Source organism: Bordetella sp. MIP270_01_BMS, from assembly GCF_054958705.1.
The window spans coordinates 2174729-2199981 of record NZ_CM143297.1; the positions used below are offsets into that span (position 1 = coordinate 2174729).

A 25253-nucleotide genomic window follows, 5' to 3' on the forward strand; every position below is an offset into this window, starting at 1 on the left:
GCGACATGAACAGCGCCAGCAAGGACGAAGCGGAACAGGCCGGTGCGCGGGAACTTCTCATTGACGACTCGCGCCCGGGCGTGCTGCGGATCATACTCAACCGGCCCGGGAAGAAAAACGCGCTGACGCCCGCCATGTACGACGGGCTGCGCGAGACTCTCGCTGCCGCCGCCCAGAGATCCGACCTGCATGCCCTCGTGCTGACCGGGGCCGGCGACGCCTTCAGCGCCGGAGGCGACGTGCGCCGCATGGCCGCTGCCGGCAGCGACACGTCGGAATGCGCGCGTATCGAGCGCCTGATACGCCGTAGCGGCATCGTGAAATGCCTGCACGACTTCCCGGTGCCTACGCTGGCCGTGATGCGCGGACCGGCCATCGGCGCCGCGCTGTCGATGGCCATGGCGTGCGACATCCGTATTGCCGACCGCAGCGCCGGATTTCGAACGGGGTTTCTGCGATTGGGGCTGAGCGGCGACTTCGGCGGCCATTATTTCTTGCCGAGGGCCGTCGGCGTCGGCGGCGCGCACGAGCTTTATCTGCTGGACGAAATGATCGACGCCGACCGCGCCTACGCCATGGGCCTGGTGCAGCGGGTGGTGGACCCGGGCGAGCTGGCGGATCTCGAGGCGCGCATTATCGGGCGCTGGTGCGAAACCGCCACCTTCTCATTGCGACAGTTGAAGCAGAACTTGCGCGAGGCGCCTGCACAGCCGCTGGACGAGGTGCTGCGCCTGGAGGCACAGCGGCATGTGGCATGTGTGCTTTCGCCCGGCCACCGCGAGGCGCTAGCCCGGCTGGGCGCCGGACCATTATCGAAACAAGCAGGAGGAAACCGTGCAAACGAAGTTGTGTGAGGGCCGGATTGCCATCGTCACGGGCGCAGGCCAGGGCCTGGGGCGCGAGTACGCGCTGCAGTTGGCACGCCATGGGGCCAGCGTCGTCGTCAACGACATCGGGACATCGCGTGATGGCCATGGCCGCGACGATTCCGCAGCCGCCCAGGTCGTGGACGCCATTCGTGCCGAGGGAGGCAAGGCCGTGGCCAACCATGACGACGTCAGCGACTGGGAAGGCGCGCGCCGCCTGGTGCACCATGCCATCGACACATTCGGCGGCCTTGATGTTCTGGTAAACAATGCCGGCATCCTGCGCGACCGCATGATGGTCAACATGGAAGAGTCAGACTGGGACGACGTCATCCGGGTGCACTTGAAGGGTACCTTTGCGACATCGCACCACGCTGCCGTGTACTGGCGCGAGCGCCACAAGGGAACGCCGGTGGACGCCCGACTCATCAACACGACCTCTACGTCCGGCATCTTCGGCAACATCGGGCAGAGCAACTACGGGGCGGCCAAGGCCGGCATCGCAGGCTTTACCATCATCACAGCGCGTGAGCTGAAGCGGTACGGCGTCACCGTGAACGCCATTTCTCCTCACGCCCAGACACGCATGACGGAAGGCTTGCGCGAACGCACGCCCGAGGAATTGCAACTGCGCGCGCCGCACTGGGTGGCCCCTGTGGTCGTATGGCTGGCCAGCGTGCAGGGCGGTGGCCTGACGGGCCGGGTGATCGAAGCCGGCGGCGGCCATCTTGCCATTATGGAAGGCTGGCACCGGGGCCCCGAAGGCGAGCCCTCGCAGGACCCGGTCGAATGCGGCAGGCAGTTGCTGGACGCCTTCCAGCGCGCACGGCGCAATGCCGACATGTCCGGCAAGGAATTGGACTGACTATGTCGAGCAAGCGCATAGAGACGCTCGCCGCTGCGGTTCAGGGAGTAAAAGACGGCGACACCCTGCTGGTCGGGGGCTTTGGCACTTCGGGCCGTCCCGCGGATCTGCTGTGGGGCGTCTATGAAGCCGGGGCGCGCGACCTGGTGATCGTCGCCAACAACACCACCACGGGCAGCGACGTGATCGCGACCATGCTCGAGGGCCGCCGCATACGCAAGTTCATATGCTCGTTCCCGCGCGGGCTATATGGCCACAGCATCATCGACGACCTGTATCACGCCGGCAAGATCGAGATCGAACTCGTGCCGCAAGGCACGTTGGCGGAAAGGATACGCGCGGGAGCAGCCGGCATCGCCGGGTTCTACACCGCCACCGCGGCCGGCACCGACCTGGCCCGGGGAAAGGAAACCCGGGAATTCAACGGGCGCACCTATGTATTCGAAACCCCGCTGCGCGGCGATATGGCGCTGATCCGGGGCAGGCGTGGCGATACCCTGGGCAACCTGGTCTACCACCGCGGCGCACGCATCAACAACCCGGTCATGGCTGGGGCGGCGCCGGTCACCGTTGCGCAGGTGGAGGAAATAGTAGCGCCGGGCGACCTGGATCCCGAACACATCATCACACCCGGCATATTCGTCGACCGTATTCTGGAGGTGCCATGCGCGAGGGATTGAGCCGCAAGCAGATTGCCCGCATCGTGGCGGACGATCTCCCTGAGAATTCCTATGTGAACCTGGGCATAGGCCTGCCCACTCTGATCGCCGATTACCTGGCGGCCGGCAAGGGCGTGCAGCTGCACAGCGAGCAAGGCCTGCTGGGCCTGGGCCCCAAACCCGAGCCCGGCCAGGAAGACCGCGATGTGGTGAACGCCGGCAAGCAGTTTGTGACGCTGCTTCCCGGGGCCTCGGTGTTCAGCCATAGCGATTCCTTCCTGATGATACGCGGCGGCCATATCGACGTCGCCTGCCTGGGTGCGTTCCAGGTGGCTGCCAACGGAGATCTCGCAAACTGGACCACGGGCGACAGCACGCAGATCCCTGGCGTCGGTGGCGCCATGGATCTGGCCGCGGGGGCAAAGCGTGTGTGGGTGCTCATGGAACACTGCACGCGGGATGGCGCGCCGCGCATCATGAAGCGATGCACATATCCGCTGACCGGCATGCAGTGCGTAGAGCGCATATACACCGATTACGCGATGATGAGTATCACGCCCGATGGCGTACGCGTGGAGCGCATGCTGCCGGGAATCACAATCGAAGCACTGCAGGCCATTTCCGACGCACCGCTGTCGGTCTCAGATGCTTGCAGAACCTATGAAGTCCCGGAGACCTGAATGAAGACGCGCGTGACGGAGTTATTGAACATACGCTACCCGATTGTCCAGGGAGGTATGCAATGGGTGAGCTATGCAGAACTGGCCGCGGCCGTTTCTAACGCGGGTGGCCTCGGCATACTGACAGCCCTGACCCAGCCCAGCCCGGATGCGCTGATGGCCGAGATCCGTCGCACGCGCGAGATGACCGACCAGCCCTTCGGCGTGAACCTCACCATCCTGCCGACGCTAAAGCCCGTTCCCTATGACGAGTACAGGGCAGCGATCATCGAGTCCGGCATCCGGATCGTCGAGACGGCGGGCAACAACCCGGGCGAGCACGTCCAGGCCTTCCGCAAGCACGGCATCCGGGTGATTCATAAATGCACGACGGTGCGCCATGCCCTGAAAGCGCAGGAACTCGGCGTGGACATCGTCAGTATCGACGGCTTCGAATGCGCTGGCCACGTGGGCGAGGATGACATTCCCAACTTCGTGCTCATCCCCCGCGCAGCCCGGGCGCTACAGATTCCGGTGATCGCTTCGGGCGGAATGGCCACCGGCGCATCCCTCGTGGCGGCCCTGAGTCTGGGCGCTGAAGGCATCAATATGGGTACTCGATTCATGTGCACGGTGGAATCGCCGATTCATGCGCGCATCAAGGACGCCATCGTGGCGCAGACCGAGAACGACACCAGTGTGATACTGCGCAGCCTGCGCAACAGCAGCCGTGTTGCCGCCAATGCCGTCGCACGCAGCGTGCTGGAACTCGAATCCAGGGGCGCCGGCATCGGAGAGATCGGCCCCGTGGTGTCGGGCGCGCGCGGCCGCCGGGTGTACGAAGAAGGCGACATCGACGCTGGCATCTGGACGGTGGGCCTATGCCAGGCGCTGATCGATGACGTGCCCACTTGCGAGGCGCTCCTGGCTTCCATCATGCGCGAAGCCGAAGACATTGTGTACAGCCGCCTGAATGGCGTCTTCGAGAAGGGAGTTCAGCATGCTTGAAGTGGATAAGCCTTCCGACCTGCAGCAGCATGCGGGTCAAGATCTCGGTTTCAGCGCGTGGCTCACCATCACGCAGGAAATGATCGATGATTTTGCGCGCCTGTCTGGCGACGACAACTGGATCCACGTCGATCAAGAGCGGGCCAGACGCGAGTTGCCCGATGGGAAGACGATCGCTCATGGGTGGCTCACGTTGTCGTTCATCACGGGGCTGAGCAAAGGCATGATCAACGTGCGCCAGCGGGGCAAGGGCATCAATTACGGTTCCGAGCGTGTGCGCTTCATCGAGCCGGTGCAATGCGGGGACCGCATCCGGCTGCATCGCAAGCTGATGGAAGTGTCCAGCCAGGGCAACTACTGGAAGCTGGTCTACGACAACACCATCGAGATCGAAGGAAAGGCTCGCCCGGCAATGAGCGCCACGACCATCTCCCTCATCTTCAACCCTTCGTGAATCGCATGGACGCCCAGCAATCCGTGTTCGCCATCTACCAATCGCATCTGCGGGAGGGACGGCTCGCCTATCAATACAGCCCGGCCGCGCGCAAGGCTGTGTTCTATCCCCGCGTGGCCTGCCCATATACCGGCGAGACCTCGCTCGAGTGGCGCGTCTCGCAAGGCCGTGGCGTGGTCTACAGCAACACCGTGGTCCACCGGCGCGGCGAGCCTCCCTACAACGTCACGCTGATCGACATGGCCGAAGGGTTCCGGCTGATGAGCTCGGTGCAGGCCGCATCCAAGCCCGTCGCCATTGGCGCCCCGGTCCGTTTTTCGGGGGTCGGCGAAGATGGCGACACCTTGTTTCCCATCTTCGATCTGGACACGGAGCGCACGCAATGAACGCCACTTATCGTGCCCAGGGGCGCCGCGCCGTGATTGTGGGTGTGGCGGAATCAGACCTCGGTCAAGTGCCGGCTGGCACATCGCCGCTTGACCTGATGGCTCAGGCCACGCTGCGCGCGGTGGGCGACGCAGGCCTCGCGCTGTCCGATATCGATGGAATCTTCGCCGCCACCTCGCAAATGCGCATGGCGGCGCTGGGCCTGGCAGAGTACCTGAACAGGCCCAACGCCTATCTCGAGTCCACCTCGGTAGGCGGATCATCCTTCCTGCTGCATCTGCAGCGCGCCTGCGAGGCGGTGGAAGCCGGAACCTGCAACGCCGTCGTAATCGCCTATGGCAGCACGCAGCGCAGCGCCGGCCGCAGCAATGTCGCGCCGGCCGAGCGCAATCCCTACGAATCGCCCTTCCGGCCTTTTCTGCCCCCCAGCGCCTACGCGCTGGCAGCGGCCCGGCATATGCACGAGTTCGGCACCACCCGCGAGCAGCTGGCCGAGGTGGCGGTAGCCGCCCGGCAATGGGCGCTGCTCAACCCCGTCGCCTGGGAAAAGAAGCCGCTGACCATCGAGCAGGTGCTGGCTTCGCCCATGGTCAGCGAACCCCTCACCGTGCGCGACTGCTGTCTCGTCAATGACGGCGGCGGGGCCATCGTCGTCACGACGGCCGACCGGGCCGCCCACCTGGCCCGGCCGGCCGTGCTGCCTTTGGGCTTCGGGCACTGCGCCACGCACGCCAGCATTTCGTCGATGCCCGATCTCGTCACCACCGGGGCCGTCGAGTCCGGGCGCCAGGCTTACCGCCAGTCCGGCCTTGGCATCCAGGACGTCGACGTCCTGATGCTCTATGACGCATTCACCATCAACACCATTCTGTTCCTTGAAGACCTGGGGGTCTGCCCCAAGGGCGAAGGAGGTCGCTTTGTGCAGGATGGCGCGATAGCGCCGGGCGGTCGGCTCGCCGTCAATACCAACGGGGGCGGGCTCTCATACTGCCACCCGGGCATGTACGGCCTGCTGCTGCTGGTCGAGGCCGTGCGGCAACTGCGAGGAGAATGCGGCGAACGCCAGATACCCAATGCGCGGACCGCGCTGGCCCACGGCAACGGCGGGGTGCTTTCTTCGCAGGCAACGGTATTGCTGGGCCGGGCCGACCAGCCAGGCTGAGCCTGGCGCATGGCGCCGCGTCATTCGCGCCTGCCGGCAAGTCAGGCGCCCGGCCGAACGACACCAGGCTGTCGCTCGCCACGCGGATGGCCCGGAGCCAGGCCGCGGGCCGCGCCGTTCAGTTGCCGTCGCGATACGGCGCGGAGGCGTTCACTTCGCGATACGCGATCACTGACCCGTCGGGCGCGGCCTCTTCCAGCCTTACCTTGAAGCCCCACAGCCGGCCCAGGTGCTTCATGACCTGTTCGGCATCTTCATTGGCCAGCGGACGGCCGCGCGTCTGCAGGTGGCGCAACACGAGCGAGCGATCCGATTCGCGCCGGTACCGCACGATCTGGATGTCGGGCACCTGGTTATCGCGGTTGTGCTGCGCGGCGAGCAGCTTGCGAATCTGCCGGTAGCCCTCGTCGTCGTGAATGGCCGCCACCTCCAGCACCGGGTTGGACTGGTGGTCGGCAATGGCGAAGAAGCGAAATTCGCGTATCAGCCGCGGCGACAGGTACTGCGAAATAAAAGATTCGTCCTTGAAATTGCGCATCGCGAAGTCCAGGGTCTTGACCCAGTCGCTGCCGGCGATATCCGGAAACCATTGGCGGTCTTCGGGCGTGGGCGACTCGCAAATGCGTCGTATGTCCTGCATCATTGCGAACCCCAGGGCGTAGGGGTTGATGCCGCCATAGCCTTGCTCGTCGAAGCCCCGCTGACTGACCACATTGGTATGGCTCTGCAGGAATTCCATCATGAAGCCGTCGGTCACCAGGCCCTTCTGATGCAGGCGGTTCAGCAGGGTGTAATGCCAGAACGTGGCCCATCCCTCGTTCATGACCTTCGTCTGGCCCTGCGGATAGAAGTACTGGGCGATCTTGCGCACGATGCGCACCAGCTCTTTCTGCCACGGTTCGAGCCTGGGCGAGTGCTTTTCAATGAAGTACAGCAGATTCTCTTCGGGCTCGGGCGGGAAGGCAATGCGCCGCTTTTCATCGGCCGCATCGGGCTCGCTGCGCGGCAGCGTGCGCCACAGATCGTTGTACTGCAGGCGGGCGTGCTCTTCGCGCTCGGCCTGCCGCTGCGCCTCTTCCTTGTACGAGACGGGGGCCGGACGCTTGTAGCGGTCTACCCCGTGCGGGGTCAGGGCGTGGCAGGAGTCCAGCACCGACTCTACCGCATCGATGCCGTAGCGGCTTTCGCAGTCCATCACGAACTTCCTGGCGAACACCAGGTAGTCCAGGATACTGTCGGCATCGGTCCATTGGCGGAACAGGTAGTTGCCCTTGAAGAACGAGTTATGGCCGTAGCACGCGTGCGCGATCACCAGGGCCTGCATGGCCATGGTGTTCTCTTCCATCAGGTATGAGATGCACGGGTTGGAATTGATGACGATTTCGTAGGCCAGGCCCTGCATACCCCGCCGGTAGTACTGCTCGTTGCGTATGAATTCCTTGCCGTAGGACCAATGCGGATAGCCGATGGGCAGACCGGCCGACGCATACGCATCGAGCATCTGCTCGGACGTGATGACTTCGATCTGGTTCGGGTAGGTGTCCAGCCCGAACTCCGCGGCCACCTCGGCGATGGCCTCGTCATAGCGCTGGATGAGTTCGAACGTCCACTCGGAACCTTCTGAAATGGGCCGGGCATGCCCAAGGGCCTCCAGCTCGGCACGAGAGCCCATGATGGCGTTCATGCGGTTTCCTTTTTGAACAGGTCATGGAACACGGGGTAGATCTCGCCGCGTTCATGAATGCGGCGCATGGCGAAATGCGGCGCCGATTCCTGCTCGTATTCGGCCCACAGGCTGCTCTTGCGGGCCTCTTGCGAGTCGGGCACTTCGATGTAGGCAAAGTAGCGGGTGGCAGGCAGGAGTTTCTCGGCGAGGAAGCGCGCACTCTTGCCCGCGTCGGCGCCGAATGAGTCTCCGTCGCTGGCCTGCGCCGCGTAGACGTTCCAGGCGTCAGGCGGATAGCGTTCATGCATGATCTTGTGCATGAGCTCGAGCGCCGACAAGACAATGGTGCCGCCGCTCTTCGGGTCGTAGAAGAAGGTCTGTTCATCCACTTCTTCGGCGTTGTCGGTGTGGCGAACGAACACCACATCCACATGCTCGTATTTGCGCGACAGAAACAGGTACAGCAGTGTGAAGAAGCGCTTGGCCAGGTCTTTCTTGCCTTCATCCATCGAGCCCGATACATCCATCAGGCAGAACATGACGGCGCGCGCCATGGGCATGGCCACCGAGACGCGGTTGCGGTAGCGCAGGTCTACATCGTCGAGAAATGGCAGCCGCGCCAGGCGGTTGGTGCAATCTTCAACGGCCTTGCGCAGCGCCTCGATCTGGTCTGGCGGCGCGCCGGCTGCAATCGCGGCATCCAGCCGGGCCTGCGCCGCTTCGAGCTCGGCTCGTGCCGCCACGCCCAGCGCCACTCGGCGAGACAAAGAGGCCTTCAGGGTGCGGCTCACACTGAGCAGGCTGGGCGATCCCGTGGTGGTGTATCCGGCCCGCTGCCATTTTCTCTGGGTGACGTCACCCAGCTGAGTGCGGATCAGGTGCGGCAGCTCCAGGTCTTCGAAGAACAGGTTCAGAAATTCGGCTCGCGAGAGGCTGAACGTGAACTGGTCTACCGCCTCGCCCTCGCCGGGCTCGGACCCGCCCTGCCCTTCGCCGCCCGATGGGCGCTGGAAGGTGTCGCCCTTGGCGAATTCACGATTGCCCGGATGCACCAGCTCGCGGTCGCCGCCGGGGCCGTGACGGAAATGCGGCTCTGAAATATCGCGAGTGGGCAGATTGATTTCCCCGCCCTGGTCCATGTCTTCGATGGACCGCTCGCGAACCAGATCCTGTACGGCCCGGCGGATCTGGTCTTTATATCGCCTGAGAAAGCGCTCGCGGTTAACCGCGCTTTTATTGCGGCCGTTCAGGCGCCGATCGATGAGTGAATTCATGATTCACCTCGCTCAGGATGATTTCCTCACGCGCAGGTACCATTCGCACAGCAGACGCACCTGCTTCTCGGTATAGCCTTTTTCAACCATGCGGTCGACAAAGCTCTGGTGCTTGCTCTTGTCCTCGGCCGAGGCCTTGGCGTTGAATGAAATCACCGGCAGCAGGTCTTCGGTGTTCGAGAACATCTTCTTCTCGATCACTTCGCGCAGCTTTTCGTAGCTGGTCCAGGTAGGGTTGCGGCCCGCATTGTTGGCGCGAGCGCGCAGCACGAAATTGACGATCTCGTTGCGGAAATCTTTAGGGTTCGCAATGCCGGCCGGCTTCTCGATTTTTTCCAGTTCGTCGTTCAGCGCGCTGCGGTCGAAGCTTTCGCCCGTTTCGGGATCGCGGAACTCTTCGTCCTGGATCCAGCAGTCGGCAAAGGTCACGTAGCGGTCGAAAATGTTCTGTCCGTACTCTGAATACGACTCCAGGTAGGCGGTCTGGATTTCCTTGCCAATGAATTCGGCATAACGCGGCGCCAGGTACCCCTTGATGAAATCGAGATACCGCCGCCGGATCTCTTCCGGATAGTCTTCCCGGCCAATTCGTTGTTCAAGGACATACATGAGGTGCACAGGGTTGGCCGCGACCTCGGTCTGGTCGTGGTTGAACACGCTGGACAGAATCTTGTACGCGAAGCGTGTGGACACACCCGTCATGCCTTCGTCGGTGCCGGCGTAATCTTTATATTCCTGCAGCGCCTTGGCCTTGGGGTCGACGTCTTTCAGCGACTCGCCGTCATACACGCGAAGTTTTGAATAAACGCTCGAGTTTTCGGGCTCTTTCAGGCGCGTAAGCACCGAGAACTGCGCCATCATCTCGAGGGTACCGGGCGCGCAGGGCGCGGTGGCCAGCGAACTGTTGCGCAGCAGCTTCCTGTAGATCTCGACCTCTTCGGTCACCTGCAGGCAATAAGGCACCTTGACAATATAGATACGGTCGAGGAACGCTTCATTGTGCTTGTTGTTACGGAAGGTCTGCCATTCGGATTCGTTCGAGTGGGCCAGGATGGTGCCATTGAACGGAATGGCTGAAAACCCTTCGGTGCCCTTGAAGTTGCCCTCTTGCGTGGCCGTCAGCAAGGGGTGCAGCATCTTGATCGGCGCCTTGAACATCTCGACGAATTCGAGCAAGCCCTGGTTGGCCAGGCACAAGCCACCCGAATAGCTGTACGCGTCGGGATCATCTTGCGAATGCCGGTCGAGCTTGCGTATATCGACCTTGCCAACCAGAGAGGAAATGTCCTGGTTGTTTTCGTCGCCCGGTTCCGTCTTGGCGATGGCTACCTGCCGCAGTACCGACGGATTCAGCCGCACGACGCGAAATTTTGAAATATCGCCATCGAATTCTTTCAGGCGCTTGACCGCCCAGGGAGACATGATGCCGCTGAGATAGCGGCGCGGTATGCCGTATTCTTTTTCGAGCGTGTCGCCAAAGCGCTCGGGGTGGAACAAGCCCAAGGGCGACTCGTTCACCGGTGATCCTTTGAGCGCGTAGATGGGATAGGTTTCCATCAGCGCTTTGAGGCGCTCGGCAATGGAGGACTTGCCCCCGCCCACCGGACCCAGCAGGTAGAGAATCTGCTTGCGTTCTTCCAGACCCTGCGCGGCATGCTTGAAGAAAGCCACGATCTGGTCGATGACTTCTTCCAGCCCGAAGAATTCCTTGAATGCAGGGTACCGACGAACGATCCGGTTGGAGAATAACCGTGACAGACGGGGATCGTTGCGGGTGTCGACCAGTTCTGGTTCGCCTATGGCTGCCAGCATGCGTTCTGCAGGACTGGCATAGGCCATGGGATCTTTCCTGGCGAGCGCCAGGTAGTCTTCGAGAGAAAGCTCAGTTTCCTGGTCTTTCGCGTACTGCGACTTGAAGCCTTCGACGATGTTTTGCACGGATAACCTCCTACAGCGCATGGTCGGTTAATAAGTCCGTCGTCCCATTGTGTTCCTCATTTCTCGATGTAGCCAGACATTCCGGGCATCGAGTCATGCACATCATCTTGATATGTTGCTTTCGGCACACACCATAGATTGGGCTGACGCGCTTATTAAGGGTTAGGCTGCTCTGCAGAGAAACAGTTCCGCGAATCCGCAAAGATTCATACCAAGGCGTTTCAATGCATGGCGGCACCACCATGCTGTGCCCGTGCCGTAGCAAGCGGCGGGCCCATCGCGCGACTGGCAGCGAGCGGCGGCGAGCGCTAGCACCTGCCGCCGGCGTTTTGCAACGCTGCGCCTCAGCTGGCCGGCAGCGACATCATGCGTTCGACATAACGCGCGATGGTGTCGACTTCGAGATTGACGCGGTCACCCGGCCGCACGTTGCGCAAGGTGGTCACCGATTGCGTGTGCGGAATAATATTGATGCTGATCTCGCATCCGTCGGCCAGGTCGGTAACGCTGTTCACCGTCAGGCTGATCCCGTTGACCGTAATGGACCCCTTGTATGCGAGATAGCGCGCCAGGCTGGGCGGCACGCGGATGGCCAGCTCGCGCGATTCGCCTGCCGCGTCAAAGCGCAGCACTTCGCCCAGCCCATCGATATGCCCCGAAACCAAGTGCCCGCCGATCTGGTCACCCACGCGCAGGGATTTTTCGAGGTTGACTTCGCCTTCACGATCCAGGCCCACCGTCAGGTCGAGGCTGACTCGCGAAACATCTACCTGGAAAACCCTGCCCTGCAGCGCCACGACCGTCATGCAGGCGCCTTGCACGGCAATGGAATCGCCAATGCGCACGTCGGAGAGATCAAGGGCGCCGGCGTCGATATGCAGGCGCACGCCGCCCTCGTTGGAATCGGCCAGCGGGTCGAGGCGGACGATGCGGCCCACCGCCGCTACCAGGCCAGTAAACATATCAGGTCTCCTGCGATGAATGCATGAAAAAGTCAGCGGCAATCGGTGACGCGCCGCAGCGCATCCCATCGCGCGGCATCGCGCGCGCGCAACCGCAAATCGGGGCCCAGGCGCGCGACGTCGGTGAATTCAAAGCGCCGCGCACTGTCCAGGTGCTCGATAAGGGGCAACCGCAGCATGGCCGCGGCATCGCCCAATAGTACCGGGGCCAGGTACACCAGCAATTCGTCGACGCACCCCGCCGACATCAGCGCGCCACCCAGGCCGGCGCCCGCCTCGACGTGCACTTCGTTGAAGTCGTGCTCGCCCAGCCACTGCATGACGGCAGGAAGATCGACATGATCGGCGGCTCGTCCGGGCAGGGCCACGACACGTACATCGCGCCTGGCCAGCCGCGCTGCCTTCGCCGCATCGGGCCGCGCCGTGAACACGATGACATCGCCGCCATCCAGCAGGCGAGCGTCCTCGGGAATTTCGAAACGGCCGTCCACCACGGCCCGGCATGGCTGGCGAGGCGTATCCACGCTGCGCACGTTCAGGCGCGGATTATCTTTGAGCACGGTTCCCATACCGGTCAGCACGATGCAGCTGCGGGCGCGCCACGCGTGGCCGTCGGCGCGCGCGGCTTTGCCGGTGATCCATTGCGAAACGCCGTTGTGCAGGGCGCTGCGGCCATCGAGCGAAGCTGCCATCTTTACCCAGGCCCAGGGCGTTCCGCGACTCATGCGGGCCACGAAGCCGGCGTTGATTTCGAGCGCTTCGTCATGACAGACGCCGGTCGCGACCGGGATGCCGGACTCGCGCAGGCGGGCTAGTCCACGACCGCCCACCTGCGGGTTGGGGTCGCCCATGGCCACGACCACGCGGGCGGGCCGGGCGGCAATGACGGCGTCAACGCAGGGAGGTGTGCGGCCATAGTGGCTGCAAGGCTCCAGCGTGACATACATAGTGGAGCCCTGCACCGTTTCGCCCCGGGCCGCGGCATCGCGCAAGGCGACGACTTCTGCATGCGGGCCGCCCGGTGGTTGCGTGGCGCCCTCGCCCAGCACGCGCCCTTCGCGCACGATCACACACCCCACGCGCGGATTGGGCGTGGTCGAAGTCATGACGGAGCGGGCCAGCGCAAGCGCGCGCCGCATCCAGATCAGGTCGCCAGGTTCGGTGGTTTCAGTCACGCCTGCGATTGTATGCCCGCCGCAGCTGATGCAAGCAGGCGTACGGCGGCCGGGCGGGTTCTGGCCGGCGGGACGGGCGCCGCGCCGGCCGGCAGTCGTCAGGCCCCGGGCTTGAAGAAAGGCACCGGCGTCATGAGCTGATTGCGCTGCGAGACCAGGTATCCGGCTTCGCTGCTGCGCGCGAGATAGGCGGCCCAGCCGGGGTCGGCCTGCAAGGCGGCCCGCTTGCGGGCGCGGTCGGCGGCGTCTTCATAAACCCATATGTGCACGTAGCTGTTGACGTCCCCGGTCTCGGTCTGCATGTATGCCAGCGGCTCGCCCAGGTGGCGACGCTGCACGTCATAGCCGTGCTCGGCATACAGCGCCAGGTGCTTCTTGATCTTGCCGGGCTGGCAGGTATAGATGCGTACGTCGTAAAGCATGGAATCTCCTGATGGGATGAAGTGAAGATGGGGCGGGGGCCGTCGGCCGCGGCCGGGGTCAACCCGGCGAGGCGCCTGACGCCTCGACCAGGGCGCGCCAGCGGTCGACCTCTTGCGCCACATAGGCATTGAAGGCGGCGTGGCCATCGCCTACCGGGTCCGCGCCCAGGCTTTTGAGCTTGCTTTGCACGGAGGGCGCGGCCACGCTTTCCGAGATGGCCACCGACAGCCGCTCCACAATCTCGGGCGGCGTGCCTGCGCGCACGAACAGACCGAACCAGGAACGCGCCGCCATGTCCTTGAAGGGCGTTTCCGCAAAGGCCGGCACCTCGGGCAAGGCCGCATGACGCTGCTGGCCCGTCACGGCGATGGGCTTGAGGCGCCCTGCCTGGACATGGGACAGCACCTCGGGCAGGTTGGCGAACATGAACTGCACCTGCCCACCGATGAGATCGTTCAGGGCCAGCGCGCCGCCCTTGTAGGGCACATGCGTGGGTCGGGCCTGCGACAATGCGCCGAACTGCGCGCCGGCCAGGTGCGCCGCCGTGCCGGTGCCACCCGACGCGTACGCCAGGCGCTCCCCGTTTTCCCGCACGTAGGCGGACATCTCGACGGCGGTGTTGGCTGGCACTTGCGGGTTGGCGACCAGCAACAGCGGCACCGACGCCAGGTTGGACAGGCCCACGAAATCCCGGGTCAGACTGTAGTCCAGGTCGCGATACAGCGTGGCATTGATGGCGTGGCTGGAAGTCGCCATCAGCAGCGTGTAGCCGTCGGCGTCCGCTCGGGCGGCCGCGGCGGCCCCGATGTTGCCGTTGGCCCCCGCACGGTTTTCAACGATGACAGGCTGGCCCAGCTTGGCGGCCAGTTCCTGAGCCACCGTGCGCGCGATTACATCGGTGGCGCCTCCGGCCGCGAATGGCACGACGATACGAACAGGACGTTCTGGAAAAGCCGCGGCCGCAGCGCCGCTGCTCAGCGTAAGGGCTGCGGCCAGCAGCGGCCGCAGCAGGCGGGCGTAAATGGAATTCATGCTCTTGTCTCCTTTGGTCACTGTCGGACCGTAGCGTTCCTGGGCAGCACACGCGGCGCGGCCACTGCGCCTTGCGGCGCCTGCTGCGTACTGTAGGTAGGAAACGCCCCGCCGTGTTAGGACGATTCAGAGCTTGAATTGCACTTTTCTGCGCGGTCAGGCGCGCAAACTCTGCGTGTCCGCGCGGAACTGCCCCGGCGTGCGCGTGGTGTGCTTTTTGAAAAAGCGCGCAAAATACGCGGGATCTTCAAAGTTCAGGGCGAAGCCGATTTCGGCGACCGCCAGGTCGGTATTGGCGAGCAGTCGCTTGGCTTCGAGCACGATGCGTTCCTGCACCAAGCGGCTGGCGGTACGGCCCGTCGTGCGCTTGACGGCTTCGTTCAACTGGCGCTCGCTGACCGCCAGCGCATCGGCGTATTCGCGCATGCCCCGCAAGGTCAGGTAGTGCTCTTCCACCAGCAGGGCAAACCGCTTGGCAAGCGGATAGCTGCGGCCCGCCCGCAGCACGTTGTCGTCCATGGCATACAGACGGCGCAACCGGGTCAGCAGGATCAGCAGATACGAACGCACCACGTCGTAGCAGCCCAGGAGCCGCACCTGCAGTTCGTTTTCCATGGCCTGCAGCAAGGGCAGCAACTCATCGTGCTGTTCTGGGCTCAGGCGCAAGACAGGAGCGCCGCCGCCGGGGTGAAAAAACGGAAACCGGGCAATATCGTCGGCACGCGGGAACATATGCGTAAAGAACGCCGTGCTGATGTTCATGACGTAGCCCTCGGGCCGGACCGTCGAATTCCAGGCATGCAGCTGGCCAGGGCCCAGGAAGAATACCGACCGGTCCCGCACGTCGAGATGCTGGAAGTCCACCATGTGCGAGCCGTGCGCCCGGGACATCCACAGGATGTGGTAATAGGCGTGGCGATGCGGAAAACCGCGCGGGATCTCGGGCCTGCCCTGCAGTTTGACGAGATCGATGTAAAACGACCCCACACCGGCGAAATCGGTGGTCTCGAAGGTCGGGAAACCGGAAGAGCCGGGGCCGCGGTCCGGGGCGTCGTTCTGCGTGCGGGTCATGTGCCTGGTATTCGCGATGAGCACCGACGGCGGGAAACCGACGGTTTCCGCGTGTGGCTCGCCGCCGTGCCTTATGATTCGCGCCGCAGTTTTCCCGGCAGCATGGGGCCCTGCATCTCGCGTATGGCCTCGACGAATTCGCCGATATCTTCGAAGTTCTTGTACACCGAGGCAAAGCGCACATAAGCGACTTTATCGAGCTTCTTCAGCTCGGCCATGACCAGTTCGCCGATATGTTCCGTGGAGACTTCGCGCAGCCCGCTGGCCAGCAGGGTTTCTTCGATGCGCGCGACGACGCTGTCGACCTGCACGGTGCTGACCGGGCGTTTGCGCAATGCCAGCGACAGGCTCGCGCGCAGCTTGGCGGTGTCATAGTCGCTACGGCTGCCGTTGCGCTTGACGACCGAGGGCATGGCCAGTTCGATACGTTCGTAGGTCGTGAACCGCTTGTCACAGGCCAGGCAGCGGCGGCGCCGCCTGATCGTATCGCCTTCTTCGGACACCCGGCTGTCTACCACCTGTGTGTCGACGTTGCCGCAGAATGGGCATTTCATGTTGCCGGCCCCCAGTGCAATTATTTGGCGTATTGTAACGACGCCGGCCCGCCACAGGCGGCCGGCGTTGGAAAACCACGCCACTGGCGGCGGCACGCGGCCGCCGCCCCGACCAGGGTCAGCCGTAGACGGGCAGGCGGGCGGTCAGTTCGTTGACGCGCGCGCGCACCGACGCGATATTGGCTTCGTCGCGGGGATTGTCGAGCACGTCGGCGATCAGGTTGGCCGTGAGTTCGGCTTCGGCTTCCTTGAAGCCGCGGGTGGTCATGGCCGGCGTGCCCAGGCGGATGCCGCTGGTCACGAAGGGCTTTTCCGGGTCGTTCGGAATGGCGTTCTTGTTCACGGTGATGTGCGCCTGGCCCAGGACGGCCTCGGCTTCTTTGCCCGTGATGCCCTTCGGGCGCAGGTCCACCAACATGACGTGGCTTTCCGTGCGGCCCGATACGATGCGCAGCCCGCGCTTGACCAGCGTCTCGGCCAGCACCTGGGCATTCTTGGCCACTTGCTGCGCGTATGCTTTGAATTCGGGCTCAAGAGCTTCTTTGAACGCCACGGCCTTGGCGGCAATGACGTGCATGAGCGGGCCACCCTGGATACCGGGGAAGATGGCCGAGTTGATCATCTTTTCATATTCGGCTTTCATCATGATGACGCCGCCACGGGGGCCACGCAGCGACTTGTGCGTGGTGGACGTGACGAAGTCGGCGTGCGGCACCGGGTTCGGATACGCACCGCCCGCCACCAGGCCCGCGTAGTGGGCGATATCAACCATGAACAACGCGCCATTGTCGTGCGCGATGCGCGCCATGCGTTCGAAATCGATATGCAGGGCATAGGCCGAAGCGCCCGCCACGATGAGCTTGGGCTTGTGTTCTTTGGCGAGTTGCTCGACCTGCGCATAGTTCAGCACTTCGTTGGCGTCGAGCCCATACGAAATGAAGTTGTACAACTTGCCCGAGGCATTCACCGACGCGCCGTGCGTCAGGTGCCCGCCTTCGGCCAGGCTCATGCCGAGCACGGTGTCGCCGGGCTTCAGGACCGCCATGTATACGCCCTGGTTGGCCTGCGAACCGGAGTTGGGCTGCACGTTGGCCGCTTCGGCGCCGAACAGTTGCTTCAGGCGGTCGATGGCCAGTTGCTCGACCACGTCGACATACTCGCAGCCACCGTAGTAGCGCTTGCCCGGGTAGCCTTCGGCGTACTTGTTGGTCAGTTGCGTGCCCTGGGCCTGCATGACCGCCGGACTGGCGTAGTTTTCGGACGCGATCAGCTCGATATGCTGTTCCTGGCGTACGTCTTCTTTCTGGATGGCGGCCCAGACTTCGGGGTCTACCTGGGACAGGGCGAGTTTGCGGTCGAACATGACGGGGAGTTCCTGGAAGGTAAAAAGAGGAAAAGCCGGATGAGGAATGCCCGCTAGTTTACCGCGCCGGCGCTGGTCAGCCGCGGCGCCTCGCCCCGAAAACGGCCGAAAATCGCGCCGGGCGCGACGAATCGGGCCGCAGGCCCGACACTCGAGAAATGCGGCTCAAGCCAGCGTGAAAAAGATTCATGCTGCAGGCCCGCGATAGCCGCGCTCAAGGCCATGGGGCGCGGCGGGAGCCGGGGCGGCAGGCGGACGGGCACCTTTCGTACAGTGCTGCCCGCCCTGGCGGCCGGGTCAGGCCGAAGTGGCGCCGATCTGCTTGGGAGCGAGCTCGGGGTTCAGCGTGTAGATGCCGGTCAGGCTGGCCTGGGCCAGCACATGGCCCTGCATGGCCTGCAGAACATCGTTGCCGTTGAACGAGCCCTGCACATCGAGGCGCGGCACGTCGAGCGCGTAAAGCGTGAACACATAGCGGTGCGGCAGTGCGTCGTTCCAGGGCGGGCACGGGCCGTCATAGCCGAAGTAGTCGCCGCTCATGTCGCGGTCGGAGGCGAACCAGGCGGTGTAGTCGTTGATGCCCTGGCGCGCTTCGCCCGGGGCCAGCGGCCCGCCCTTGCCGCGCGGCGTGATGCCACTGGAATAGAAGCCTTCTTCGATGTCCCGCTTGTCGGCCGGCAGGTCGATGAGCACCCAGTGAAAGAAGTCGACGCGCGGCAGGTCGGCCGGCACGATGCGGCCTTCCTGGTTGACGTCATCGGGCTTGGACGGCACGTCGGGATCGTGGCAGATCAGGGCGAACGACAGCGTGCCGTCGGGCACGTCGTCCCAGGAGAACTGCGGGTTGAGGTTTTCCGCGAGCGCCACGTGCGACTGCGGGTCGATCTTGCCGAAAGCGTAGCGATCGGGAATCGATTCGTTATCGGAAAAAGAAAGACTCGAGAGATTCATGTCGTGCTCCTGCGAAAACGTAGGCGCTTCCTACCCTGCCAAATTAACACGAGCAAACTTGCGCTTGCCCACCTGCAGCACATAGGTGCCGGCCTGTAATTGCAACGATTTGTCTTCGACGCGATCGCCATTGACGCGCACACCGCCCTGCTCGACATTGCGCTGCGCCTCGGCGCCCGAGGCCACCAGGCCAGCCTCGCGCAACACCTTCAGGATGCCCAGCGGCGCGCCGGCCACATTGACTTCGGGCATGTCGTCGGGCATGGCTCCGTCGCGAAAGCGCGCCTGGAAGGCTGCCAGTGCCGCGTCGGCCGCCTGGGGCGTATGGAAACGCGCAACGATTTCCTGGGCAAGCGCCACCTTGGCATCGCGCGGATTGGCGCCGGCGTCGATGCCTGCTTTCAGGGCGGCAATGTCTTCGAGCGAACGGAACGACAGCAGTTCAAAATACCGCCACATCAGCGTGTCGGAGATGGACATCAGCTTGCCGAACATGGACTCGGGAGTTTCAGAGATGCCGATGTAATTGCCCTTGGACTTGGACATTTTCTCGACGCCGTCCGTGCCTTCGAGCAGGGGCATGGTCAGCACGCATTGCGGCGCCTGCCCATATTCTTTCTGCAGCTCGCGGCCCACGAGCAAGTTGAATTTCTGGTCGGTGCCGCCCAGTTCTAGGTCGGATTTCAGGGCCACCGAGTCGTAGCCCTGCATCAACGGGTACAGGAATTCGTGCACCGCAATGGGTATCCCGCCCTTGAAGCGCTTGGTGAAGTCTTCGCGCTCCATCATGCGCGCCACGGTATAGCGCGAGGCGAGCTGGATCAGGCCGCGTGCGCCCAGCGGGTCGCTCCATTCGGAGTTGTAGCGGATCTCGGTGCGCGCCGGGTCGAGCACCAGGCTCGCCTGCGCGTAGTAGGTCTTGGCGTTGGCCTCGATCTGCTCGCGCGTGAGCGGCGGACGCGTGGAGTTGCGGCCGCTGGGGTCGCCGATCATCGAGGTGAAGTCGCCGATCAGGAAGATGACGTTATGGCCCAGGTCTTGCAGCTGCCGCATTTTGTTCAGCACCACCGTATGGCCCAGATGGATATCGGGCGCGGTGGGATCGAGCCCCAGCTTGATGCGCAACGGCACGCCGGTGGCGCGGCTCTTGGCGAGCTTGCGGGCGAACTCGGATTCGACCAGCAGCTCGTCGCAGCCGCGCTTGGCCACACGCAGATCGGCCTCGACTTCAGGAGTGATAGGGGCTTCGATTTGGGACATATCAGGGGGAAACAGGGCGGGGCTGCGCAAAAAAGGTGTAAAAACTGCCAGAAATAGGCGAAAGTCGGTCGAAAATTCTATCCGAATCAGCTAGGATACGGCCCTAATCATACGCAACTGTCGTCGTTACAGTCGCTGTCTTCGTTACATACCCGTTGTTCACCCGATGCGTCGCAGGAACGCATACCCGGCGCGCGCCTTCCGGCACGCCAAGGCCGACCTGCATCCCGCGCGCGCATCCTGGGCTGCAACGCCACCTGAAAGGTCCCGCACGATGAATCGAGGCTCAAACAGCCCGGCCGGCGCCCGCAATACAATAGCCGCCCTGTTCGCCCCCCGTTCAGCGTCCTCTTCGTCCCACCGCCCCGGCCTGATACGCCGCACGCTATTGGTCACCGCCATCGGCCTGTTCGCCGGCGCCGCCGCGCTGGGCATGGTGCAGCAGCCCGATCGCGCCGAACTGCCGCCCATGCGGCAGGTGCAAAGCGTGCTGCAGCTCGAACCCAGCCAGGTCAGCCTCAGCAGCACCGAAAGTGAGGCGCCTTTCATCAGCGAAACCCGCATCCGGCCCGGCGATACCCTGGCCGCTGTACTGCAGCGCCTGGATATCGACGCCCCCGGCCTGCAGCGTTTCCTGACCCAGGCGCCGAGCGCCCGCAGCATCTACAAGCTTTATCCGGGCCGCTCGGTACAGGCCGCCACCGATGCCGATGGCAAGCTGGTGTGGCTGCGGTACGTGCATACCCCAGGGGATGAAAGCAACGGCCAGGTCACGACCAAGATGCTGCTGGTCACGCCATCTGACGAATCTTACGTCGCCCGCGAAATCAGCGATAGCACCGAAAGCCAGACCCGCGTGGCGGTCGGCACCATCCGGTCGTCGCTGTTCGGCGCGACCGACGCCGCCGGCATTCCCGATTCGGTCACCATGCAGATGGCCGACATCCTGAGCTCGAAGATCGACTTCCTGCGCGACCTGCGCCGTGGCGACCAGTTCCGCGTGGTATATGAAGTGCGCTCGCACCAGGGCCGCTACGCCGGCGCGGGCCGCGTGCTGGCGTTGGAATTCGTCAACGACGGCAAGACCCACAATGCGGTCTGGTTCAGCCCCGACGGCAAATCCGGCAGTTACTACGACTTCGAAGGGTCAAGCCTGCGAGGCGCGTTCCTGCGTACCGCCCTGAAGTTCTCGCGCATCAGCTCGACCTTCGGCATGCGCATGCACCCGGTGCACAACACCTGGATGGGCCACAAGGGCGTCGACTATGCCGCCCCAACCGGAACCCCCATCCACTCCACCGCCGACGGCACCGTGTCGTTCGCCGGGCATCAGCGCGGCTATGGCAACGTGGTCATCATCGAACACTTCGGCAAATATTCCACGGTGTATGCGCACCAGAGCCGCATCGCGCCCGGCATCAAGAAGGGCACCAAGGTCGCGCAGGGCCAGCTGATCGGCTACGTAGGATCCACCGGCTGGGCCACCGGGCCCCACCTGCACTACGAATTCCGCATCGACAACCGGCCGGTCAATCCGCTGGCTGCCGATCTTCCGGTGTCGCGTCCGCTCGAAGCCGCCGAGGCTGCCAAGTTCAAGGCCGCCGTGCTGCCTTACAAGCAGCAGATCGCCCTGCTGACCGAATTCCAGCAGACGCTGCCCGAAGCCACGACCAACGTGGCTAGCCGCTGATACGAGCCGAACTCGAATGGCACCGACCGGCGGCCGGCATGCGTCTTTGCCTGGCCGCCTTTTCATTGGGCTGATGTCAGGCACCAGCATGGATGGCGCCGATGGCGTATTGGTACGTCTGGGCGGCGAGCAGGCCCCGCAAGTCCTGGCGACTGCCGCGCTGCCCATGCCCGGCCAGTTGCGCGATGAGTTCCTGGCGCTTAACCACAGCGGCGCCGATGAGCTGCACCGCGCGTCGATGGCCTCGCGGTCGCTGGCGCAGCTGTATGCCGACACCGTGCAATCGCTGCTCGACCAGGCCAGCCTGCAAGCCAGCGCCATCAGCGCGATAGGCGCGCATGGGCAAACCGTGCGCCACCGGCCCGACCTCGGCTATACCGTGCAATTGAACGCGCCGGCGCTGCTTGCCGAATTGACGGGCATCGACGTGGTGGCCGACTTCCGCAGCCGTGATGTAGCAGCCGGTGGCCAAGGCGCGCCCCTGGTGCCGCCGTTCCACGCGGCGGTGTTCCAGGCCGCACACGACCGGGCCGTGCTGAATCTGGGAGGCATAGCCAACCTGACCTTGCTGTCGCCGGGTAAACCGCCGCGCGGGTTCGACACCGGGCCTGCCAACGTGCTGCTCGATCTCTGGTGCCAGCGTCACACCGGCCGGGCATATGACGATGGAGGCGCCTGGGCGGCCACGGGCACGGTTGAACAGGGCTTGCTCGACCACCTGCTGGCCAGCGAACCCTGGCTTGCGATGCCGCCGCCCAAATCCACCGGCCGTGATCTGTTCCACGCGGACTGGCTGGATCAACGCCTGCAAAGCTATCAGGGTCCGCCGGTTGCGCCTGCAGACATACAGGCCACACTGCAACGCTTCACGGCCTGCACCGTGGCTGACGCGCTCGAGCACGCCGCACCCGGCACGCAAGATGTGCTGGTTTGTGGCGGGGGCGCGCGCAACGCGGGCTTGATGAGCGAGTTGAGCGTGTGCCTGCGGCGGCCGACACGCCCCACAGACGCCGAAGGCGTACCGGCGCAATGGGTCGAGGCGCTCGCCTTCGCCTGGCTGGCGCAGTCGTTTCTTGACAGGACACCGGCCGGCGTGCCCGCTGTCACCGGCGCAAGCGGGCCACGTGTGCTGGGCGCGCTCTATCCGGCGTGATCCGTGGCAGCGTGAGCGCCGCGCAATGCGCTCGGCGGCCAGCCAAACGGCGGAAAGGCAGTTTATGTCGAGAGCCCTGCGCCGCGCGGGAGTCGGGCAGCAATGCCTTCGAAGAGGCAGTAATGGGTTCGACGGGCAGTGGGTGAAAGCGCGGCCCTGCGGCCGCGCCTGGGACCAGGCCTCAACGGCGCTGCCGGTGAATGGCAGCGCGCACGCGGATTTATTCAGCGCACGCATACCCGCTGACGCAGGCATGCGAGGCGGCCGACATTACACCGAGAACGACGAGCCGCAGCCGCAGGTGGTGCTGGCGTTAGGGTTGCGAATGACGAACTGCGCGCCTTCAAGGTCTTCTTTGTAGTCGATTTCGGCGCCAACCAAATACTGGAAGCTCATCGGATCGACCAGCAGCTGCACACCGTTCTTGTCGAGCACGGTGTCGTCATCGTTGACGGCTTCATCGAAGGTGAAGCCATACTGGAAACCCGAGCAGCCCCCGCCTTGCACAAACACGCGGAGCTTGAGTTCGGGGTTGCCTTCTTCGACCAGCAGGTCCTTGACCTTGGCGGCGGCGGAATCGGTGAAGACCAGCGGCGACGGGGGCGCCTGAAGGTCGACAGTTTCGGTGACTGCATTCATGGTAGAACTCCTGGCCGCGAACGGCCGTATCGGGCAGGCGGCAACGCCGCCATCTATGGTTTGACTATAGCGCAGACGGGGCGCGGATCAAAATTCCAGCGTCAGGTTGCGCGAGGCGCGAACAGTGCTGCCTTCCAGCACGCTGATCGTCACCGTTTCGGGGACAAATCCCTCGGGCAATTCCAGCACCCCTTCGCTGCGTTGGTACTGGTCGAAATGCAGGGCCAGCGGCCCGCCGCCTGCTGCGGGCACCGCACCAGGATCGGCCGGCGTATCGGCCCTGAGCTGCATGGGGACCAGGTCGACAGAGACTGTCTCGCCCTTTAGCACCCCTGCAGCCTGAAAACGCAGCATCCCGGTGAAGGGCGTGTCGTTTCGGCCGCTGCGCATCAGCAGCACGCGGTACTTCAGCCCCCGCCCTTCCCGCAGGATTTCTGCGCCGCGAATGTCGACGGCACCTTCCGGGCCCGGCGGCAGCAACTGCTCGAAAAACGCCAGCCGATCGCGGACGCGGCCCAGCTCGGCTTGCGATGCGCGCAGCTGGCTTTCCAGCTCTTTGCGGGCGGCCCGCTCCACGGCGATTTCACCGTCGGCCGTGTCGAGCTGGGCACGCAGGAAGCGGGTTTCCGCCTGGCTTTGCCGCAACGCGGCATCCTGAGCAGCCATCTGCCCGGGGGTAATGACCACGGCCTCGCCAGCCACGACCGAGTGCCGTGCATATTCGTAGCCGCCGGCCACGCCCAATGCGGCGCCCAGAAGCAGCGTGCACAGCGGGGCCAGCCACCGCCATAACGAGCGCTTGCCCGCGGAAACCGCGGGTTCGGCGGGAAGCGGCATCACAACCTCCAGGCCGGCCTCGAGCCCGAGCCGGCAGGGCCTGCGTCAGGGAAGGATGGCAACTTGATCCAGCCCGGCGGCTTCCGGCAGACCGAACATCAGATTCATGTTCTGCACGGCCTGGCCCGACGCGCCTTTGACCAGGTTGTCTTGCACGACCAGCACGACCAGCAAGCCAGCGCCTTCGGGACGATGCACCGCGATGCGCAAGTTGTTCGAAGCGCGCACCGAGCGGGTTTCGGGCAGGCTGCCGGCAGGCATGACGTCGACAAACGGCTCGTCGGCATAGCGCTTTTCATAAAGCGCCTGGAAGTCCGTGTCCATGGCTTCGGGGCGGATGCGCGCGTACAGCGTCGAATACATGCCGCGTATCATGGGTACCAGGTGCGGCACGAAAGTCAGGCCCACCTTGCCACCCGCCAGCTTTTCCAGCTGTTCCGTGATTTCCGGATGGTGGCGGTGACCCGCCACGCCGTACGCCTTGAAGTTGTCGCTGGCTTCGGAGAACAAGGAGCCCACTTCAGCCTTGCGGCCCGCCCCCGATACACCCGACTTGCAATCGGCGATGAGCGTGTGGGTGTCGACCAGCGTCGCACCATTTTCAAGCACGGGCGCAAGGCCGAGCAGCACCGTGGTGGGGTAGCAGCCCGGATTGCCGACGACGCGCGCCTTGGACACGGCCTCGCGGTTCAACTCGACCAGGCCATACGCCGATTCGGCCAGCACGTCGGGGCACGAGTGGGGCATTTTGTACCAGCGTTCGAACGCGACCGTGTCCTGCAGGCGGAAATCGGCGGCCAGATCGATGATGCGGGTGCCCGCGGCCAGCAGCTCCTGGGCTTGCGCCATGGCCACGCCATGCGGGGTGGCGAAGAACACCACGTCGCAGTCGGCCAGGTTGGCCTTTTCGGGGGTGGAAAATGCCAGCTTCACGCGCCCACGCAGATTGGGATACATGTCAGCGACCGGCATGCCGTCTTCTTTGCGGGACGTGATGGCGGTGAGCTCTACGTGCGGATGCTGCGAGAGCAGGCGCAGCAGTTCGACGCCGGTATAGCCGGTGCCGCCGACAATGCCGACCTTGATGCGGGAATTCGATGCGTGGGCCATAGTGGGTGCTTCCGTGGGACGAAAAATAATTGTATCGCTAGCGCGCGGCGTCTTGATGAGAAGACCCGCCCGTAAACAAAAAGGCCGCTTTCGCG

Annotated in this window: 25 protein-coding genes; 10 read left to right on the top strand and 15 right to left on the bottom strand. The window is 64.1% G+C overall.

Going from position 1 to position 25253, the window contains the following annotated elements:
• Nucleotides 1-5 precede the first annotated feature (5 nt).
• Genes ACV17W_RS10185 through ACV17W_RS10220 form a run of 8 tightly spaced genes read left to right on the top strand, consistent with a single transcriptional unit; the run spans nt 6 to nt 6060 of the window.
• Entirely contained in the window at nt 6-854 is an 849-nt protein-coding gene (locus tag ACV17W_RS10185) for an enoyl-CoA hydratase-related protein (protein WP_462596298.1), read from the top strand.
• The gene (locus ACV17W_RS10190) at nt 835-1731 is read left to right on the top strand and encodes an SDR family oxidoreductase (protein WP_462596299.1); all 897 of its coding nucleotides are present in this window, start codon (nt 835-837) and stop codon (nt 1729-1731) included. Before ACV17W_RS10185 ends, ACV17W_RS10190 begins: the two co-directional genes overlap by 20 nt.
• Before the next feature lie 2 nt (nt 1732-1733).
• Nucleotides 1734-2411, top strand: coding sequence for a CoA transferase subunit A (locus ACV17W_RS10195; RefSeq protein WP_462596300.1), 678 nt, complete (start codon nt 1734-1736; stop codon nt 2409-2411).
• Nucleotides 2396-3070: a 3-oxoacid CoA-transferase subunit B gene (locus ACV17W_RS10200; RefSeq protein ID WP_462596301.1), complete on the top strand. Its 675-nt coding sequence runs from the start codon at nt 2396-2398 to the stop codon at nt 3068-3070. Before ACV17W_RS10195 ends, ACV17W_RS10200 begins: the two co-directional genes overlap by 16 nt.
• Complete coding sequence (locus ACV17W_RS10205) at nt 3071-4057, top strand: NAD(P)H-dependent flavin oxidoreductase (RefSeq protein WP_462596302.1); 987 nt, start codon at nt 3071-3073, stop codon at nt 4055-4057. It abuts the gene before it with no gap.
• A complete protein-coding gene (locus tag ACV17W_RS10210) occupies nt 4050-4511 on the top strand; it encodes a MaoC family dehydratase (RefSeq protein WP_462596303.1) in 462 nt (153 codons plus the stop codon). The genes ACV17W_RS10205 and ACV17W_RS10210 overlap by 8 nt, the downstream gene beginning before the upstream one ends.
• Before the next feature lie 5 nt (nt 4512-4516).
• A complete protein-coding gene (locus ACV17W_RS10215) occupies nt 4517-4897 on the top strand; it encodes a Zn-ribbon domain-containing OB-fold protein (RefSeq protein WP_462596304.1) in 381 nt (126 codons plus the stop codon).
• Nucleotides 4894-6060 carry an acetyl-CoA acetyltransferase gene (locus tag ACV17W_RS10220; RefSeq protein WP_462596305.1) on the top strand — a complete coding sequence of 389 codons (1167 nt, stop codon included), beginning with the start codon at nt 4894-4896 and terminating at the stop codon, nt 6058-6060. The genes ACV17W_RS10215 and ACV17W_RS10220 overlap by 4 nt, the downstream gene beginning before the upstream one ends.
• A 118-nt stretch (nt 6061-6178) precedes the next feature.
• On the opposite strand, the gene ACV17W_RS10225 is transcribed toward ACV17W_RS10220, so the two are convergent.
• The 12 genes from ACV17W_RS10225 to tyrS form a co-directional block, all read right to left on the bottom strand.
• The gene (locus tag ACV17W_RS10225) at nt 6179-7744 is read right to left on the bottom strand and encodes a SpoVR family protein (protein ID WP_462596306.1); all 1566 of its coding nucleotides are present in this window, start codon (nt 7742-7744) and stop codon (nt 6179-6181) included.
• Nucleotides 7741-9000: a YeaH/YhbH family protein gene (locus tag ACV17W_RS10230; RefSeq protein ID WP_462596307.1), complete on the bottom strand. Its 1260-nt coding sequence runs from the start codon at nt 8998-9000 to the stop codon at nt 7741-7743. Before ACV17W_RS10230 ends, ACV17W_RS10225 begins: the two co-directional genes overlap by 4 nt.
• Nucleotides 9001-9012: 12 nt before the next feature.
• A complete protein-coding gene (locus ACV17W_RS10235) occupies nt 9013-10938 on the bottom strand; it encodes a PrkA family serine protein kinase (RefSeq protein WP_462596308.1) in 1926 nt (641 codons plus the stop codon).
• Between the two features lie 344 nt (nt 10939-11282).
• Entirely contained in the window at nt 11283-11900 is a 618-nt protein-coding gene (locus tag ACV17W_RS10240; RefSeq protein ID WP_462596309.1) for a riboflavin synthase, read from the bottom strand.
• 32 nt (nt 11901-11932) lie between these two features.
• The gene (gene ribD / locus ACV17W_RS10245) at nt 11933-13039 is read right to left on the bottom strand and encodes a bifunctional diaminohydroxyphosphoribosylaminopyrimidine deaminase/5-amino-6-(5-phosphoribosylamino)uracil reductase RibD (RefSeq protein ID WP_462596517.1); all 1107 of its coding nucleotides are present in this window, start codon (nt 13037-13039) and stop codon (nt 11933-11935) included.
• 134 nt (nt 13040-13173) lie between these two features.
• Nucleotides 13174-13497, bottom strand: coding sequence for an NIPSNAP family protein (locus ACV17W_RS10250; RefSeq protein ID WP_462596310.1), 324 nt, complete (start codon nt 13495-13497; stop codon nt 13174-13176).
• A gap of 58 nt (nt 13498-13555) precedes the next feature.
• On the bottom strand, nt 13556-14530 hold the full coding sequence (locus ACV17W_RS10255; RefSeq protein ID WP_462596311.1) for a tripartite tricarboxylate transporter substrate-binding protein: 975 nt from the start codon (nt 14528-14530) through the stop codon (nt 13556-13558).
• Nucleotides 14531-14686: 156 nt separating this feature from the next.
• Complete coding sequence (locus tag ACV17W_RS10260; protein WP_462596312.1) at nt 14687-15601, bottom strand: helix-turn-helix domain-containing protein; 915 nt, start codon at nt 15599-15601, stop codon at nt 14687-14689.
• Nucleotides 15602-15672: 71 nt separating this feature from the next.
• Nucleotides 15673-16155: a transcriptional regulator NrdR gene (gene nrdR / locus ACV17W_RS10265; protein WP_462596313.1), complete on the bottom strand. Its 483-nt coding sequence runs from the start codon at nt 16153-16155 to the stop codon at nt 15673-15675.
• Between the two features lie 118 nt (nt 16156-16273).
• Entirely contained in the window at nt 16274-17518 is a 1245-nt protein-coding gene (gene glyA / locus ACV17W_RS10270; protein ID WP_462596314.1) for a serine hydroxymethyltransferase, read from the bottom strand.
• Nucleotides 17519-17815: 297 nt separating this feature from the next.
• Nucleotides 17816-18469, bottom strand: a complete 654-nt coding sequence (locus tag ACV17W_RS10275; protein WP_462596315.1) for a YbhB/YbcL family Raf kinase inhibitor-like protein — start codon at nt 18467-18469, stop codon at nt 17816-17818.
• A gap of 30 nt (nt 18470-18499) precedes the next feature.
• Nucleotides 18500-19729 (bottom strand): tyrosine--tRNA ligase, encoded by a 1230-nt coding sequence (gene tyrS / locus ACV17W_RS10280; protein WP_462596316.1) that lies wholly within the window; start codon nt 19727-19729, stop codon nt 18500-18502.
• Nucleotides 19730-20003: 274 nt separating this feature from the next.
• On the opposite strand from tyrS, the gene ACV17W_RS10285 reads away from it, so the two are divergent.
• Nucleotides 20004-21419 carry a peptidoglycan DD-metalloendopeptidase family protein gene (locus tag ACV17W_RS10285; RefSeq protein WP_462596317.1) on the top strand — a complete coding sequence of 472 codons (1416 nt, stop codon included), beginning with the start codon at nt 20004-20006 and terminating at the stop codon, nt 21417-21419.
• A gap of 16 nt (nt 21420-21435) precedes the next feature.
• Nucleotides 21436-22572: an anhydro-N-acetylmuramic acid kinase gene (locus tag ACV17W_RS10290; RefSeq protein ID WP_462596318.1), complete on the top strand. Its 1137-nt coding sequence runs from the start codon at nt 21436-21438 to the stop codon at nt 22570-22572.
• 270 nt (nt 22573-22842) lie between these two features.
• On the opposite strand, the gene erpA is transcribed toward ACV17W_RS10290, so the two are convergent.
• From erpA to argC, 3 genes are all read right to left on the bottom strand, one after another.
• Nucleotides 22843-23211 carry an iron-sulfur cluster insertion protein ErpA gene (erpA, locus tag ACV17W_RS10295; protein ID WP_462596319.1) on the bottom strand — a complete coding sequence of 123 codons (369 nt, stop codon included), beginning with the start codon at nt 23209-23211 and terminating at the stop codon, nt 22843-22845.
• A gap of 87 nt (nt 23212-23298) precedes the next feature.
• Complete coding sequence (locus ACV17W_RS10300; RefSeq protein WP_462596320.1) at nt 23299-24048, bottom strand: DUF6776 family protein; 750 nt, start codon at nt 24046-24048, stop codon at nt 23299-23301.
• A 45-nt stretch (nt 24049-24093) separates the two neighbouring features.
• Nucleotides 24094-25158 carry an N-acetyl-gamma-glutamyl-phosphate reductase gene (gene argC, locus ACV17W_RS10305; protein ID WP_462596321.1) on the bottom strand — a complete coding sequence of 355 codons (1065 nt, stop codon included), beginning with the start codon at nt 25156-25158 and terminating at the stop codon, nt 24094-24096.
• Nucleotides 25159-25253 lie beyond the last annotated feature (95 nt).

Coding starts and splice junctions, on each gene's coding strand:
- ACV17W_RS10185 (WP_462596298.1), top strand. CDS start 6: ATGAACAGCGCCAGCAAGGACGAAGCGGAACAGGCCGGTGCGCGGGAA.
- ACV17W_RS10195 (WP_462596300.1), top strand. CDS start 1,734: ATGTCGAGCAAGCGCATAGAGACGCTCGCCGCTGCGGTTCAGGGAGTA.
- ACV17W_RS10200 (WP_462596301.1), top strand. CDS start 2,396: ATGCGCGAGGGATTGAGCCGCAAGCAGATTGCCCGCATCGTGGCGGAC.
- ACV17W_RS10205 (WP_462596302.1), top strand. CDS start 3,071: ATGAAGACGCGCGTGACGGAGTTATTGAACATACGCTACCCGATTGTC.
- ACV17W_RS10210 (WP_462596303.1), top strand. CDS start 4,050: ATGCTTGAAGTGGATAAGCCTTCCGACCTGCAGCAGCATGCGGGTCAA.
- ACV17W_RS10215 (WP_462596304.1), top strand. CDS start 4,517: ATGGACGCCCAGCAATCCGTGTTCGCCATCTACCAATCGCATCTGCGG.
- ACV17W_RS10220 (WP_462596305.1), top strand. CDS start 4,894: ATGAACGCCACTTATCGTGCCCAGGGGCGCCGCGCCGTGATTGTGGGT.
- ACV17W_RS10225 (WP_462596306.1), bottom strand. CDS start 7,744: ATGAACGCCATCATGGGCTCTCGTGCCGAGCTGGAGGCCCTTGGGCAT.
- ACV17W_RS10230 (WP_462596307.1), bottom strand. CDS start 9,000: ATGAATTCACTCATCGATCGGCGCCTGAACGGCCGCAATAAAAGCGCG.
- ACV17W_RS10240 (WP_462596309.1), bottom strand. CDS start 11,900: ATGTTTACTGGCCTGGTAGCGGCGGTGGGCCGCATCGTCCGCCTCGAC.
- ribD (WP_462596517.1), bottom strand. CDS start 13,039: ATGCGGCGCGCGCTTGCGCTGGCCCGCTCCGTCATGACTTCGACCACG.
- ACV17W_RS10250 (WP_462596310.1), bottom strand. CDS start 13,497: ATGCTTTACGACGTACGCATCTATACCTGCCAGCCCGGCAAGATCAAG.
- ACV17W_RS10255 (WP_462596311.1), bottom strand. CDS start 14,530: ATGAATTCCATTTACGCCCGCCTGCTGCGGCCGCTGCTGGCCGCAGCC.
- ACV17W_RS10260 (WP_462596312.1), bottom strand. CDS start 15,601: ATGACCCGCACGCAGAACGACGCCCCGGACCGCGGCCCCGGCTCTTCC.
- nrdR (WP_462596313.1), bottom strand. CDS start 16,155: ATGAAATGCCCATTCTGCGGCAACGTCGACACACAGGTGGTAGACAGC.
- glyA (WP_462596314.1), bottom strand. CDS start 17,518: ATGTTCGACCGCAAACTCGCCCTGTCCCAGGTAGACCCCGAAGTCTGG.
- ACV17W_RS10275 (WP_462596315.1), bottom strand. CDS start 18,469: ATGAATCTCTCGAGTCTTTCTTTTTCCGATAACGAATCGATTCCCGAT.
- tyrS (WP_462596316.1), bottom strand. CDS start 19,729: ATGTCCCAAATCGAAGCCCCTATCACTCCTGAAGTCGAGGCCGATCTG.
- ACV17W_RS10285 (WP_462596317.1), top strand. CDS start 20,004: ATGAATCGAGGCTCAAACAGCCCGGCCGGCGCCCGCAATACAATAGCC.
- ACV17W_RS10290 (WP_462596318.1), top strand. CDS start 21,436: ATGGCACCGACCGGCGGCCGGCATGCGTCTTTGCCTGGCCGCCTTTTC.
- erpA (WP_462596319.1), bottom strand. CDS start 23,211: ATGAATGCAGTCACCGAAACTGTCGACCTTCAGGCGCCCCCGTCGCCG.
- ACV17W_RS10300 (WP_462596320.1), bottom strand. CDS start 24,048: ATGCCGCTTCCCGCCGAACCCGCGGTTTCCGCGGGCAAGCGCTCGTTA.
- argC (WP_462596321.1), bottom strand. CDS start 25,158: ATGGCCCACGCATCGAATTCCCGCATCAAGGTCGGCATTGTCGGCGGC.